The organism is Fictibacillus sp. NPDC058756 (genome assembly GCF_042746035.1).
Classification (GTDB): Bacteria; Bacillota; Bacilli; order Bacillales; family Fictibacillaceae; genus Fictibacillus.
Genome location: NZ_JBHYPU010000001.1, coordinates 1881910 through 1896345, shown reverse-complemented (window position 1 = coordinate 1896345; position 14436 = coordinate 1881910). Strand labels below are relative to the sequence as shown.

The 14436-nt window shown below is 37.9% G+C and carries 18 protein-coding genes and 1 other RNA gene; 15 read left to right on the top strand and 4 right to left on the bottom strand.

The genetic code is table 11. The features are described from left to right. Positions 1-36: 36 nt before the first annotated feature. From ablA to ACFW35_RS09485, 9 genes are all read left to right on the top strand, one after another. Positions 37-1464: a lysine 2,3-aminomutase gene (gene ablA / locus ACFW35_RS09525; protein ID WP_379845331.1), complete on the top strand. Its 1428-nt coding sequence runs from the start codon at positions 37-39 to the stop codon at positions 1462-1464. 14 nt (positions 1465-1478) lie between these two features. Further along, on the top strand, positions 1479-1751 hold the full coding sequence (locus ACFW35_RS09520) for a YokU family protein (RefSeq protein WP_379845329.1): 273 nt from the start codon (positions 1479-1481) through the stop codon (positions 1749-1751). Between the two features lie 72 nt (positions 1752-1823). Next, entirely contained in the window at positions 1824-3191 is a 1368-nt protein-coding gene (locus ACFW35_RS09515; RefSeq protein ID WP_379845328.1) for an aspartate aminotransferase family protein, read from the top strand. A 14-nt stretch (positions 3192-3205) separates the two neighbouring features. Continuing rightward, the gene (locus ACFW35_RS09510; RefSeq protein WP_379845327.1) at positions 3206-3934 is read left to right on the top strand and encodes a CoA transferase subunit A; all 729 of its coding nucleotides are present in this window, start codon (positions 3206-3208) and stop codon (positions 3932-3934) included. Further along, complete coding sequence (locus ACFW35_RS09505) at positions 3877-4539, top strand: 3-oxoacid CoA-transferase subunit B (protein ID WP_379845325.1); 663 nt, start codon at positions 3877-3879, stop codon at positions 4537-4539. The genes ACFW35_RS09510 and ACFW35_RS09505 overlap by 58 nt, the downstream gene beginning before the upstream one ends. Positions 4540-4560: 21 nt before the next feature. Further along, positions 4561-5820, top strand: coding sequence for a peptidase (locus ACFW35_RS09500; protein ID WP_379845323.1), 1260 nt, complete (start codon positions 4561-4563; stop codon positions 5818-5820). Beyond that, positions 5820-7127, top strand: coding sequence for a 4-aminobutyrate--2-oxoglutarate transaminase (gene gabT, locus ACFW35_RS09495; protein ID WP_379845322.1), 1308 nt, complete (start codon positions 5820-5822; stop codon positions 7125-7127). Before ACFW35_RS09500 ends, gabT begins: the two co-directional genes overlap by 1 nt. Before the next feature lie 121 nt (positions 7128-7248). Further along, positions 7249-7404 (top strand): hypothetical protein, encoded by a 156-nt coding sequence (locus ACFW35_RS09490; protein ID WP_379845320.1) that lies wholly within the window; start codon positions 7249-7251, stop codon positions 7402-7404. 217 nt (positions 7405-7621) lie between these two features. Further along, positions 7622-9058, top strand: coding sequence for a hypothetical protein (locus ACFW35_RS09485; RefSeq protein ID WP_379845319.1), 1437 nt, complete (start codon positions 7622-7624; stop codon positions 9056-9058). Between the two features lie 51 nt (positions 9059-9109). Here ACFW35_RS09485 and ACFW35_RS09480 read toward each other — a convergent pair whose 3' ends face one another. Further along, positions 9110-9358: a DNA alkylation repair protein gene (locus ACFW35_RS09480; RefSeq protein WP_379845317.1), complete on the bottom strand. Its 249-nt coding sequence runs from the start codon at positions 9356-9358 to the stop codon at positions 9110-9112. 105 nt (positions 9359-9463) lie between these two features. Between ACFW35_RS09480 and ACFW35_RS09475 the strand changes: the two genes are divergently transcribed. From ACFW35_RS09475 to ACFW35_RS09465, 3 genes are all read left to right on the top strand, one after another. Continuing rightward, the gene (locus ACFW35_RS09475; RefSeq protein WP_165389407.1) at positions 9464-9604 is read left to right on the top strand and encodes a hypothetical protein; all 141 of its coding nucleotides are present in this window, start codon (positions 9464-9466) and stop codon (positions 9602-9604) included. A gap of 30 nt (positions 9605-9634) precedes the next feature. Continuing rightward, positions 9635-9819, top strand: a non-coding RNA gene (gene ssrS / locus ACFW35_RS09470) — 6S RNA. A 73-nt stretch (positions 9820-9892) separates the two neighbouring features. After that, positions 9893-10780: a 5'-3' exonuclease gene (locus tag ACFW35_RS09465; RefSeq protein WP_379845316.1), complete on the top strand. Its 888-nt coding sequence runs from the start codon at positions 9893-9895 to the stop codon at positions 10778-10780. On the opposite strand, the gene ACFW35_RS09460 is transcribed toward ACFW35_RS09465, so the two are convergent. Beyond that, positions 10777-11703: a DMT family transporter gene (locus tag ACFW35_RS09460; RefSeq protein ID WP_379845314.1), complete on the bottom strand. Its 927-nt coding sequence runs from the start codon at positions 11701-11703 to the stop codon at positions 10777-10779. The two genes, ACFW35_RS09465 and ACFW35_RS09460, sit on opposite strands and share 4 nt — an antisense overlap. Continuing rightward, the gene (locus ACFW35_RS09455; protein WP_379834106.1) at positions 11700-12101 is read right to left on the bottom strand and encodes a reverse transcriptase-like protein; all 402 of its coding nucleotides are present in this window, start codon (positions 12099-12101) and stop codon (positions 11700-11702) included. The genes ACFW35_RS09460 and ACFW35_RS09455 overlap by 4 nt, the downstream gene beginning before the upstream one ends. Before the next feature lie 73 nt (positions 12102-12174). Between ACFW35_RS09455 and ACFW35_RS09450 the strand changes: the two genes are divergently transcribed. Genes ACFW35_RS09450 through ACFW35_RS09440 form a run of 3 tightly spaced genes read left to right on the top strand, consistent with a single transcriptional unit; the run spans position 12175 to position 13842 of the window. Next, positions 12175-12843 carry a reverse transcriptase-like protein gene (locus ACFW35_RS09450; protein ID WP_379845312.1) on the top strand — a complete coding sequence of 223 codons (669 nt, stop codon included), beginning with the start codon at positions 12175-12177 and terminating at the stop codon, positions 12841-12843. Positions 12844-12895: 52 nt separating this feature from the next. After that, positions 12896-13195: a DUF6123 family protein gene (locus ACFW35_RS09445; RefSeq protein ID WP_379845311.1), complete on the top strand. Its 300-nt coding sequence runs from the start codon at positions 12896-12898 to the stop codon at positions 13193-13195. A 2-nt stretch (positions 13196-13197) separates the two neighbouring features. Further along, positions 13198-13842, top strand: a complete 645-nt coding sequence (locus tag ACFW35_RS09440; protein ID WP_379845309.1) for an HD domain-containing protein — start codon at positions 13198-13200, stop codon at positions 13840-13842. Positions 13843-14011: 169 nt separating this feature from the next. Here ACFW35_RS09440 and ACFW35_RS09435 read toward each other — a convergent pair whose 3' ends face one another. Next, positions 14012-14341 (bottom strand): 2Fe-2S iron-sulfur cluster-binding protein, encoded by a 330-nt coding sequence (locus tag ACFW35_RS09435; RefSeq protein ID WP_379845308.1) that lies wholly within the window; start codon positions 14339-14341, stop codon positions 14012-14014. Positions 14342-14436: the final 95 nt, after the last annotated feature.

The window sequence follows — 14436 nt, the reverse complement described above, 5'->3', positions numbered from 1 at the left end:
GTTTTATTTGATGTAGAAATAAAGGAGGTCACTTATATGCCGGTAGTTAATGGATTGTTCAAACCTAAGAAACATTGGAAAGAGTATGAGCTTTGGAAGGATGTAACTGAGGATCAATGGAATGATTGGTTATGGCAGCTTACCAATACAATCAGAAATTTAAACGATTTAAGGAAAGTAGTTAACTTAACACCTGAAGAAGAAGAAGGCGTAAAGATTTCTACTATGACAATACCTTTGAACATCACACCTTATTATGCATGGCTGATGGATCAAGATGATGCTAGATGTCCTATTCGAATGCAGTCTGTACCTATTGGAAAAGAAATTTTAAAGACAAAATACGATTTAGAAGATCCGCTGCATGAGGATGAAGATTCTCCTGTACCTGGACTTACTCATCGTTATCCGGACAGAGTTCTTTTCTTGGTAACAAACCAATGTTCCATGTATTGCCGATATTGTACGAGAAGAAGATTCTCTGGACAGATTGGCATGGGTGTTCCTAAAAAGCAGCTCGATGCGGCCATTAATTATATAAGAAATAATCCACAAGTGAGAGACTGCTTAATCTCCGGCGGTGACGGACTATTAATCAACGACAATATTCTTGAATATATTTTAAAGAACCTTAGAGAAATACCACATCTGGAAATTATCCGTATCGGGACGAGAGCACCTGTAGTATTTCCGCAAAGAATTACAGAAAATCTGTGTAATATCCTGAAGAAATATCACCCAGTATGGCTTAATACACACTTTAATACTTCCTTAGAGATTACAGAAGAATCAAAGAGAGCTTGTGAAATGCTTGCAAATGCAGGAGTTCCTGTTGGGAATCAATCTGTCATTCTTGCAGGAATTAATGACAGTGTACCGATCATGAAGAAATTAATGCATGATCTTGTAAAAATAAGAGTTAGACCATACTACATCTATCAGTGTGATCTATCTGAAGGAATCGGTCATTTCAGGGCACCAGTTTCAAAAGGTCTTGAAATTATTGAAGGATTAAGGGGTCATACTTCAGGCTATGCTGTTCCAACATTCGTTGTTGACGCTCCAGGAGGCGGAGGTAAAATCGCTGTTCAGCCAAATTATTTAATCTCGCAATCTCCTGAAAAAGTTGTACTCCGAAACTTTGAAGGTGTGATTACTTCCTATCCTGAACCGCAAAACTATCAGTCTGGGAGAGCCGATGCCTACTTTAATGAAATCATGGGAACGGATCACATCAAACCGGCAATCGGTGTATCCGCATTAATGCGTGATGAAGCTTTCAACTTGGTTCCACAAGGCTTAAAACGTTTAGAACGAAGAGAGGATTATGGCACAAACCCTGAACATAGTTCATTAAAAGATAAACGGGATAAACGTGATGAATTAAAAGAGAAAAAATTTAAATTTGAACAAGAAAAAAACGCAGGAGTTTCTGTAGCGCCTGAAGAACAAAAGAATGCATAAGAATGGAGGATAACATGAAGTGTTTATGGTGTGAAAATGAAAAGGCAGAACAGACTGCCCGCACAGGTTATTGGGAACTTCCGGATGGCACAAGAGCAGTCGAAATAACTGTAATACCTTCTGTTTCCTGCCCCTCTTGCGGCATGGAGTATCAAGAAGACCATATTGTAGATGAGATTGAAGATCAGCTTATGCTCATTGACACGAAAAAGATAGATGCTTCTATTTCCTATACTGACCTGATGAGCATTCCAAGGTTTTTAAAGAAAAATTATTTTAAGCTATAACAACACATAGAGGAAGGGAATGTCTTTAAAATGGCATTTCCTTTTCAACCTCACGAGGAAGGAGCCTTTTTTATGAGAAAATCTAATCTCATTAAACCGGTTCTAGGAAATGATTATCCTGTAATCAGTCATGGTAAAGGAATCTACCTGTATGACAAAGAAGGAAAACAGTACATCGACGGATCCTCAGGAGCTATTACTGCCAATATAGGGCATGGTGTACAAGAAATTGCTGAAGCGATGTGGAATCAGGCTAAACACGTATCCTTTGTATACCGTTCACAGTTTACGAGTGATGCTGCTGAAATGCTGGCGGAAAAACTAGCTGAATGTGCACCTGGAGACTTGAATTCCGTTTTCTTTGTTAATAGTGGTTCTGAGGCAACTGAAACAGCATTAAAGATCGCTATTCAATATTTTCAAGAGCAAGGGGTTTTTACGAAAACAAAAGTTCTATCGAGATGGACCAGCTACCATGGCATTACATTAGGAGCTCTATCTATGTCCGGACATCAGCTAAGAAGACAGCGTTTTAATTCGCTTTTAGAAGATTTCCCGGTAGCGCCAGCACCATATTGCTATCAATGTCCATTAAAGGATTCATATCCGGGATGCGGTGTCAGATGTGCTGATGAACTGGAAAACATCGTCCAAGCGATAGGAGCAGAACAAATAGCTGCTTTTATAGTTGAACCAGTGATTGGTGCTTCAGGTGGAGCAATTGTTCCGCCAGATGAGTATTATTCAAAAATCAGAGCGATTTGTGATAAGTATGACATTTTAATGATCGCTGATGAAGTGATGACTGGAATGGGCAGGACAGGAAAAATGTTTGCGATGGAACACTGGGGAGTCATACCAGATATCATCGCGCTTGGAAAGGGCATGAGTGCAGGTTATACACCTATGGCAGCAACAATCGTTTCAGACAAAATCATGAATACAATTGAATCAGGAAGCAAAGTCGTGATGAGCGGCCATACATTTAGTGCAAATCCTCAGTCAGCGGCAGCTTGTCTTGCAGTTCTTCATTATATGGAAAAAAATAATCTCCAAGAAAATGCAGCACTAATGGGTGACTATCTTCAAAACCATTTACAGCGTTTGCAATGGAAATATTCATTGATCGGTGATGTTCGTGGAAAAGGACTGTTGTGCGGACTTGAACTAGTAAAAAATCCTTTAACAAGAGAACCTTTTGAACTAGCAAACAAGATTACAGACCGGCTATTATCAATTTGTTTTGAAAAAGGGCTGCTTGTTTATCCAGCGGTTGGAGGCGTAACAGGATTTTCTGGTGATTCTATCCTTATATCTCCGCCACTGACGGTAACAAAAGAACAGATCAATGACATTATAGAAATCCTTGACCAATCAATAAGCGAACTTACCAATCAATTAATCTCTGAAGATTTATATATTACGGAAGCCACGAGTTGAAAGAGGTGTGGGAGATGGCACAAGTAAATAAACAAATATCATTAGAAAGTGCATCTCAATATTTTTTTAACGGAATGTCACTTATGGTAGGCGGATTTGGAGGGGTAGGTGCTCCTCCTTCTTTAGTGAATCTCATTCTGGAAAAGAATATTCAAGATATTTTTCTTATAAGCAATGATACGGGGTTTCCGTGGATCGGACCCGGTAAGCTTATTACTGAAAAACGAGTTAAAAAGCTGATCGCATCTCATATTGGTTCAAATCCAGAAGCTGGAAAGCAGATGCAGGATGGGTCTTTGGAAGTGGAGTTTGTCCCCCAAGGAACGCTCGCAGAAAAAATCAGAGCAGGAGGTATGGGACTAGGCGGAATTTTAGTAGATGTAGGTTTAGGTACTGTGGTTGAAGCAAACAAAGAAAAAGTTCATGTGAACAGCAAAGAGTATATGATAGAGACCGCTTTAACTGCGGACGTATCCATTATCTATGCGAAAAAAGCGGATTTGTATGGAAATCTTGTATATGACAAAAGTGCCCGAAATACAAATCCTCTAGTGGCGACAGCAGGACAAATCACGATCGCTGAGGTTGAAGAAATTGTGCCGACCGGTTCATTAAATCCCGAAGAAATCGTTACTCCTGGAGTATTTGTTGATTACATTATTCAAAGTAAAGGGGTGGACTGGAAATGGGTTTGGGAATTGAAACAAGGCACAGGATCGCAAGAAGGGCAGCACTCGAAATAAAAGATGGCATGACGGTTAATCTGGGGATTGGCATTCCGACACTTGTTGCAGATTATATCCCAAAGGAATTACATATTATGCTCCACACTGAAAATGGCATTTTAGGGATGGGCGGTTCCCCTGCAGCAGGTGAGGAAGATGGGAATTTATCAAATGCAGGAGGATATCCAGTTACGATTCAGCCAGGTGCTTCTTATTTTGACAGTGCAACAGCCTTCGGGATTATCCGCAAAGGCTTGCTTGATGTAACGATATTAGGCGCACTTGAAGTCAGCGAGAAAGGTGACATCGCAAATTGGATCGTTCCCGGAAAACGTGTACCTGGCATGGGCGGTGCGATTGATCTTGCTCAAAAAGCGAAAAAAGTAATCATTCTAATGAACCATACAGACAAATTCGGAAATCCTAAAATTGTTAAGAATTGTTCTCTCCCGCTTACGGTAAGGGAAGGAGCGCATATGATAATTACTGAAAAAGCAGTCTTTCATTGTGAGGACGGCCAATTATTCCTAAGAGAATTCATGAATCCATATACAATTGAAGAGGTCATCAATACGACAGGTGCTGCCGTTATCGTTGATGAAAAAGTTTCTGTATTTCAATAAACGTGCTGAGGGAGGACAGTCATGCTTCTAAAAGAAAAACTCTCGAATTGGGTTTTAAAAGAACAAGATAATGCGATACGTTTTTTACAGGAAACTGTGCAAGAAGCAAGTACAACCGGCAATGAAGCAGGCGTTCAAAATATGATTGCGAAAAAACTAAATGAAATGGGACTAGAAGTAGATATGTGGCACCCTGATGGGGAAGAACTGGCAAAACATCCTTACTTTTGTGCGAGCCGATCTGACTTTAGCAGCAGTCCTAATGTTGTGGGGATTTGGAGAGGGAAAGGAAATGGACGCTCGCTTGTGCTAAATGGCCATATTGATGTTGTTCCTGAAGGCGATTTGAATCAATGGGATGATCATCCATACAGCGGAAAGATTATAGATGGCAAACTATATGGCCGTGGTTCCACTGACATGAAGGGAGGTAACCTGTCACTTCTTCTTGCAATTCAGGCGTTAAAAGAAACAGGAACAACTTTAGATGGAGACCTGTTATTTCATAGTGTTATAGAAGAAGAGAGCGGCGGTGCAGGTACACTGGCTGCCGTGCTTAGGGGTTATGCAGCTGATGCTGCTATCATCCCAGAACCAACTAACATGAAAATATTCCCTGCTCAGCAAGGATCCATGTGGTTTAAGCTAACCATCAAAGGAAAGGCAGCACACGGAGGCACCCGCTATGAAGGAGTCAGTGCCATTGAAAAAACTGCTATTGTTTTAGACGCAGTCAAAGCTCTTGAAATTGAACGCAACAAAAGGATAACGGATCCATTATATAGTGATATACCCATCCCTGTTCCCATAAATGTAGGGAAAATATCAGGAGGAAATTGGCCTTCATCTGTTCCTGATACAGTTCAGTTAGAAGGCAGGATAGGTGTAGCACCTCATGAAACTTTAGAAGAAGTAAAACGGGAGGTAGAAGCCTATCTTTCTAGCATTCAGGATGAATGGCTATTGGAGCATCCTGTATCTGTAGAATGGTTTGGAGCACAATGGCTGCCTGGATCTATTGATACAGATCATCCACTCATGAATACTCTTATTAAAAACTATGAACATGTTAAAAAAGAAAGGCCGATCATAGAAGCTTCTCCATGGGGAACTGACGGCGGCCTGCTTTCACAAGCAGGAAATACACCCTCAATTGTCTTCGGGCCAGGTGTTACTGCCGTAGCTCATTACCCAAATGAATACATTGAAATTTCTAAGATTATTGAGGCAGCAGAAATTATTGCCTTAACGATTTATGACTGGTGCGGGGGGAGTAACTAATGAAGAAATCAGAAGAATTATTAAAGCGAAAAGAGCTGAATGTACCAAGAGGACCCTTTAATACTGTATTGAGCTTTCTGGATCATGCAAAAGGCAGTACGATGACAGATGTGGACGGAAAGGAATACATTGATTTTGCCGGTGCTATCGGCACACTTAATGTCGGCCATTGTCCGCCAAGAGTCGTTGAAGCTTTAAAAAATCAAATTGATAAATACATTCATCCTTGTTTTCATGTCATGATGTATGAACCATATATACAGCTGGCTGAAAAATTAAATGAGATCACTCCAGGAACTCATCATAAAAAAACATTCTTCCTGAACAGCGGAGCAGAAGCAGTAGAGAATGCAGTAAAAATAGCTCGGAAATATACTGGAAGAAAAGCGATCATTTCCTTTGAGCGCGGTTTTCATGGAAGGACACTCCTTGCCATGTCATTAACTAGCAAAGTAAAACCATATAAGTTTGAATTTGGTCCTTTTGCTCCTGAGACATACAAGATGCCATATCCTTACTATTATAGAGATGAGCGAAATACGGAAGAAACCGATGCAGCGATTTTAAGCAAGTTTGAGGATTTCTTTTTAGGCGAAGTTCCTCCGGAAGAAATTGCAGCTATCATTTTTGAACCGGTTCAAGGCGAAGGCGGTTTTGTTGTTCCATCCAAAACTTTCGTAAAAGGTCTTCGGCAAATTTGTGACAAGTATAATATATTGTTAATTGCTGATGAAATACAAACCGGTTTCGGGCGTACAGGTAAAATGTTTGCAATGGAGCACTTTGATGTGGTTCCTGACTTGATGACGATGTCTAAATCAATTGCTGCCGGCCTTCCTATTTCTGCAGTAACAGGAAGAGCGGAAATCATGGATGCACCTGCCCCAGGAGAAATCGGCGGAACATACGGCGGAAGTCCGCTTGGCTGTGTTGCAGCATTAGAAGTAATTGCTATGATTGAAGAAGAACAGCTATTATCAAAAGCGAACAAAATAGGTGAAATCATTCTAGATACTTTTAACAAATGGAAAGATCAATACGAATTTATCGGTGATGTTCGAGGGATTGGAGCGATGTGTGCTTTGGAAATAGTCAAAGATAAAAAAACGAAAGCACCTGATGCAGAAAAAGCTAAGAAAATCATAGCTTTATGCAACCTAAACGGCGTTGCGATTATGGGTGCAGGATTATATAGCAATGTGATTCGAATTCTTTCTCCACTTGTTATTTCAGAAGATCAGCTTCTAAAAGGCCTAAATGTTATTGAAGCACAATTAAATCATATAAGTGAAACAGTATCTATGTAATTAATCAAACCTTGCTGAACTGGCAAGGTTTTTTAAATTCCAAAAACTAGGATTTATTCATAAATATTCAAAATATTATGGTATTATTAATAAGGAGAGATAGAGATGAGGGATTGCGGTTTTGAATAAATGGAAAAAAGTAATCATCGGAACTTTTCTTTTTGCTGGGTTTGTTATTTTTACGCAGTATGAGAAAAATGCAGAGCCTGCCTGGAAAGTTAATGAAAAAGAGTTTACAGTCGTAAAGACTTTTAATGAAGGGATAACAGTTCAGTAACTATGAAAAGCACATTGATGAAACTGAAACAAATTTTTTCAAAGAAGATAGAAACGGAAGTATTAGAGATTACGTACCTATTCCAGAAGAGCGTTTAACCATTACTTTATCAGATTTAGTGTACTCAAAACCTTTGCCCACAGAGATTACGATAAAGTACAAAGTACCTAAATTAAAGAAATAAGCATTTTTCAAAACTTATAAAGGGGAATCGGCTTTGAACAGCAAATTGAGAAAAATCATTATAGGAGCTGTTTTATTAATAGGCTTTGTAATCTTTACACAATTTAAAAAGAATGCTGAGCCAGCTTGGAAAGTAAACACAGAAAACTTTACCGTTCTAGATAACTGGGAAGAGTTAATGGATTTTGAAAAAATGAAATATAATGAATTAAAATTTGCGGATCATTTTAACTTATTTAAAGATAGTAATATTTCTATTCCGATTTCAAATGAACACAGAACTCTAAGAATAGAAAAGACTTGGAATAATGGGTTTCAGCTTTACGTGCTTTACAGTGTGGATCTAAAAGAAAGAGATAAAGATGAAGGCGATGTTCCGAGATTGAATGTAGAAAAGGTCGAATTATCATCAAAGCAAAGTAAAGAATTTTTAGGCACTGCAGAAATATATCCTGGTGAAACTTCGTCAAGAGGATATGTGTATAAACATCGCTTATACAGCTCAATGATGATTCATCCCGAATTTAATAATGCTGTAAATTCACAAGAAGATTGGGTAGAAGTGATGAAAAGCAACAGATACGAACTAAATGACATCTCCATGATTTCGAAGAATGGGATAATAAACCTGAAGCCTATTGCTTTTCAAGTTGAACCAGCTCAGATAAAAGGCCTTCCAAAAGCTATCGCATCAACCCCGATCAATCAAACTTTGCGTATAAATAATGGCGATAAAATAAATTTAAAAAATATGGAGTTTTATCAGATAGGTTCCAGAATTATGCTAGATAAGAAAATTGATAAAGACTTGGTTTCTCTGATTGGAGAAGTTAATATTAATGACAGAAAACATCCAGTTGAATATGAGATTGAATCAATAAATGAATCAGAGGATTTTATTCAAGGATACTCATTAATGAGTGAGCTATTTAATATAGAGGAAGCTGATGAGGGAAGTTTTTCAATAACACATTCTGTTCACCGTACCAAAAATGAATATTCCTTTTCTGTGCCTAAAATCGACATAGAAAAATATAATGCTAACCAAGCAGAAGGGGTAAGGAAAAACGAATTAATTGTTAACGAAAGTGATATAAACGTTGTTTATGAAGGGTTGTATTGGGATGATGCTAATAATCAAGGCGGTATAAAATTCTCACTCGAAACTTTACCTAAACAAGCCTCTATTCAGGATTTCTTTATATATCCTCGTCCCAGTTATCATTTTAGTCCTCAGTCATACGATGATCGATACGCGAAAAACCTTGTCTCTGTTAGGGATTCTTCAGGTAAACCATTTGAGGAATATGACATAGCTCAAATTTACCAAGACGAAAAACCTTCTTTTTTAATTTATTTTTATAACGGTTTGCCTGTTGAGGATCTGTCTGTTACTCTTTCACATCTCACTCACATTGAGCCATTAAAGCAAAAGGTAGTGGTTCCTTTAAAACTTCCTCCCGCAAAATGATATAAAAGAAGTAAGACTGCCTAAACCTTAAGGCAGTCTTTTTTTGTTTATTTACCTTGGATTGCTTTGAGCACGTTTAATGTACATTTCTTCTTCGCCTACAATACCGCAAGCTCCGCATTGAATTAATCTTTCAGAACCATTGTAAGGCAGGTGGAACATATCGAGCTGACCTTCTTCATACTGCTGTACAACATCACCTGTAGAAGGATCAAGTTTTACAGAAACCGGATTTTGTTCGATAACATTAAAACGTGTTCGATTTGTTTTGCAATTAGGGCACAAATAAGGATTTGCCAATGTAAAGACCTCCTTTTTAGTATTAGGCTAACCATTTAAGGAAAAATTATGTAAGTTTTAATTTAATAATATTTAGCCATAGTAAGAATAAGGAGGGATAAACTGATGGGCAGACAGAAAAAAGGCAATGCGAATGCGCAGAGAAACAACAATGTAAAAGAAAATGGAGCAGAAAACCAAACTGAATTTGCTTCATATGCTGAGATGGAAGTTCAAAAAATGCATCACGGCAAGAAAACAAAATAATTTTACTTCTGATCCAAGACAGAGTATAATAAAAATCTGCGATGTTAGTGGCTTTCCAATGTCTTTAACCTATGTGCTAAAGACGGGAATCCAACATGATCTGTCAGACAGTCATGCCTTGCACTCGACTTGGAAGGCTGTAACGGCAGCTGCGGATACCCACCTGAGAGATCAGGTTCCAAAGGCATATAAAGTCACGGCAGAGCGGACTTTACTTAACAATTAACAAGCGTATTTTACTTCACTGTAAAATGCGCTTTTTTCATAACATAACCGGGGGATATTGGAATGGAGAAAAAAGAAGTATTACTATTGATCGATGGATTTAACCTGCTAAGCAGATGTTATTTTGCTACAGCTTATGGCAAAGAGATGCATGACCTTCCTCGAAATTCGAAAGGACAGTTCACGAATGCAATCCGTGTAACCATACAGAAATTACTCATGCTTGTAAGGGAACACGAGCCTACGCATATTGCAGTTGCTTGGGATGTGAAACGAGAAGAAACGCTTAGACGGGAAAAATTTGCGGAATATAAAGGAACACGAAACGAATTGCCAGAGCCTCTCATACAACAATATGAAACGCTGGTTGAATTGTTTGATACAATCGGAATTACCCAGCTTACAATTCCTAGATATGAAGCAGACGATATCATAGGAACCATGGTTAACCGATGGCGCAATGAAAGAGACGGAGAGTGCATCATTTACAGCAACGACCGTGATCTATTACAGCTGCTATGCGATAGAACATCTCAGCTTATTGCAATAAAACGTGAAGAGTTGAAATATACACTAAACCATTTTCAGGAGGAGTATGGAATCACTCCTGCACAATGGATTGATGTAAAAGCATTATTGGGCGATAAGAGTGATAACATTCCTGGAGTAGCTGGTGTAGGAGATAAAGCTGCATTACCTCTCATTCAGCAATATGGTGCAGTTGAACTCATTTATGAAAATTTTGAAAAACTAGATCCTAAATTCAAACGTTATCTAAAAAAGCTTGAAGCAGGAAGGGATATGGCTGTTTTAAGTAAAGATTTATGTACCATCTTCACCGATGTTCCAGATATAATTGACAGAGATCTTGAAGAATGCAGATATCTTTTAAATAAAGAAGCGGTTCGAGAGGCTTTGCAGGCTTTGGAAATACAAATAAGAGTGGGTTAATATCCCACTCTTTTTGTTTTCTTTTTGAACGTTAAGTCACTGTATTTCAACTCAGAAAGAATCATTCCGAACAAAATGAGAATACATCCAATCAATGCTTTTGAACCTAAACGTTCATTTAGTACAATAAAAGCCGTGATTGCAGCAAAAACAGGTTCCATCGCGAATATTAATGCCACTCTTGCAGGAGTAGTAAAGGATTGAAAATAGGTTTGGGCTAAAAAGGCCAGAGCAGTCGCAAACAATGAAGTGATTAAAAGGGCAGTAATTACTTCAGATTTAAGCAGCATATTCGCAGCAAAGATCTCCTGCCAATGTTCTGTAAATAATGCTGTGATAAAGCTTAATAAGGACACCGTAAAAAGCTGAACAACTGTCAGGCATAAAGCATCAAAGGATTTGGCAAATTTACCTGTAAAAACAATGTGCAGCGCAAACGATAAAGCACATAGAAGTACATACCCATCTCCTATATTTAAGGAAAAACTATTATGGATTGTAAGTAAATAAAGTCCAGCTACTGCAAGCAATGAACTAAAGCCAATCTGCCAGTTCAGTTTTTGTTTTAGCAATGCATAGCTAAAAAGAGGGACAAGTATTACACTTAATCCTGTTATAAATCCAGCTTTTGAGGAAGTCGTATACAGAAGTCCAACAGTTTGAAATCCGTACCCTAAGAAAAGCCAAAAACCCAATAGGGTTCCACTTTTTAATAGATTTTTATTTTTGAAGTTCTTAAATGATGTACGCTTAAAAAAGTATATAATGAATAATAATAGTATTGCAGCTATAAAAAAACGGACAGTATTAAATGAATATGGTTCTAGAAAAGCGATCGCTTTTTGAACAATGACAAATGTCGTTCCCCAGACAAACGCAACTAACAGCAGGTTAAAATCAGCAAACCATGGTTTCTTTATCATTTGGAACTCCTGTTTAACTGGATAGCTTTCCGAGCCAGTTCATCTGCTGCTTTATTTTGTTTTGATGGAATCCATTTGATAAAAAATAAATCTAGCTGATCTGCTAAAGATAGAGCTTTTTCAAGAAGTACAGTATATCTTTTGTCTTTGGCATATCTCTTATCTATTGCACTTTCTACAGCTTGAGAATCTGTACGGAAAGAGACAATCCGCCAGTTATTTTCAACACATAACTCCAAGCCTCGTAATAGAGCTTGAAATTCCGCTTCATGGTTAGACATATTGCCTAATGGGAAACGATAAGATTGGGTTGTGCCGTCTCCAACTTTCACATAAACTCCTGCACCTGACAATCCAGGATCACCAGCACTTGCACCATCTATATATACTTCGATCAATGGATGACTCTCCTCTGTGTAAATTTATATACGTATTATAATGCACTTTAAATAAAACAAAAAGGAGATTGCTATGAAGTTCTCCATAGAATATATGTACAAACAACCAAAATCACAATTGAAAATTCGTTTTGTTTCTGATCCAGTTTCATTGCAAGAAGCAATTTTTACGGCGAATGATCTGGAAAAAACGGGACGAATTTCTGAATTGATATTCATTGACACTAAAGGTGTTACATGGACAAAAAAAGAACTGTTAAAACTTACTGAAGTTAAAAAAGAAGAGCCTAAAGAAATCCGTGTATTTTTTGATGGAGGTTTCTTGGCAGAATCCAAGATGAGCGGCCAGGGAATCATTATTTACTTCTCGCAGAACGGAATAAAATACCGACTAAAGAAAAACGCCAGTTTTACGAATATTGAATCTAACAATGAGGCTGAATATGCAGCGTTATGGGCTGCGGCAAGGGAACTTGAAGAACTGGGTGTTCAATATGAGCAGGTGTTAATTCAAGGGGACTCCAAGGTAGTAATCGAACAGATGAAAGGTGAATGGCCATGTTATGAAGTGAACCTCCAAAACTGGGCAGATAAAATCGAAACACTGTTTAAGAAGCTTCAGATTGAACCTGTTTACGAATGGATTGCAAGAAATGAAAATAAAGATGCTGACCAATTAGTAAATCAGGCTTTAAATGGCAAGATAATCAAAGCAAAAAAAGAAGTCATTGATAATTCCTAATTTTTACTGGTACAATTTACTAGAATCATTTGATTTTGGGGTTGAGTAAAACATGGCAGCAAACATTTTAGAAGATTATGTAGCATTGTTAGCTTCAAAAGGTTTTCGTCTCTCAGATGGGGATCTTCACTTTATTGACTTTGGCAGACATTATACAGCAGCAACTGAATCTCAGGTGAAAATAGCTTTAGAAGTTACACTCGTCAAACAATTATCTTTTGATGGGAGTTACTTTATTGCACTGCTTGAATCATTTGTTAAAGAAGATATCCGGTCTAAGAAACATGCATATGAATTACTTGACCGATTAGAATCAAACAGAGAAATTAACCAATCTTGTACAGTGGGGTAAAGATGAGTCAATTAATGATAGAAAAAACTGAAGAATTTGTTAAAGAAAAATTAAAAGATGAAAGCAGCGGGCATGACTGGTACCATATTTACCGTGTGAAAAAGCTGGCAGAAAACATTGCCGTGCAAGAAGGTGCTGATCATTTTATATGTGTAATGGCAGCATTGCTTCATGATATAGCTGATGAAAAAATAGCAGGCACTGAAGAAAAAGGGCTGGAAGAGGTTAAAGTATGGCTAGTGTCCATAGCCTTAGAAAGTCATTACATAGAACAAATCATATCTATTATAAGCACGATGTCGTTTAAAGGCGGAAATCAGTCTGCTATGCAAACTCTTGAAGGACAGGTCGTACAAGATGCTGACAGGCTGGATGCTATTGGAGCAATAGGTATCGGAAGGACTTTTGCTTATTCAGGAGCAAAAGGACAATTGATGTATGACCCAGAGATTCCAGTCCGGGAGAAGATGACGAAAGATCAATACAGGAATGAAAAGAGTACAGCTGTTAACCATTTTTATGAAAAATTATTAAAATTAAAGGATACAATGAATACAACTTACGCAAAAAAGCTTGCAGATGAACGGCATGCATTCTTGGAGAGCTTTTTAGAGCAGTTTTTTGGAGAATGGGAAGGGAAGAAATAAGAAATCATAAATTATAGCTCTGTTCGGAGGAGTAATTTCACCAATTTCATAATTAATTTCACCAAAAGCATACATATATTCACCAATGATGAACTTAATTTCACCAATATCTAAGTTTATTGACCGGTTTACATTTTTTCAACAAAAAAGGGCCCGCACGGCCCTTTTTTTATTCGCATTCTTCAGCTGGGCGAGGTCCAGCATCTAGACCTTCAGAACTTACAGTAAGTACTGGTTTGATTGACGCGTCTGAACTCACGCAAATCTGACATGAGAGTCTAATGTTGCCTGATAAGCCTTTTGTTTCAATGATGCTAGCTTCTTTTTCTCCAATTGGGCCTAAATCTCCGGATAATACTTCTACACGGCAAGAAGTACATTTTGCTTTTCCTCCACAGCGGTGAAGAATATCAATACCATTATCTTCTAATGCCAAAACAAGTTTTTTGCCATCTTCAATGTTATAAGTTCCATAGCCTTGTACGTCAATTTTTGCCATTAAACTGCCTCCTCAAGAATATCTTTCCATTCTTATTATACGATATCCTGAATTCATGTAAACTAAACGAATAAAAGTTATCATATAAAAACTAA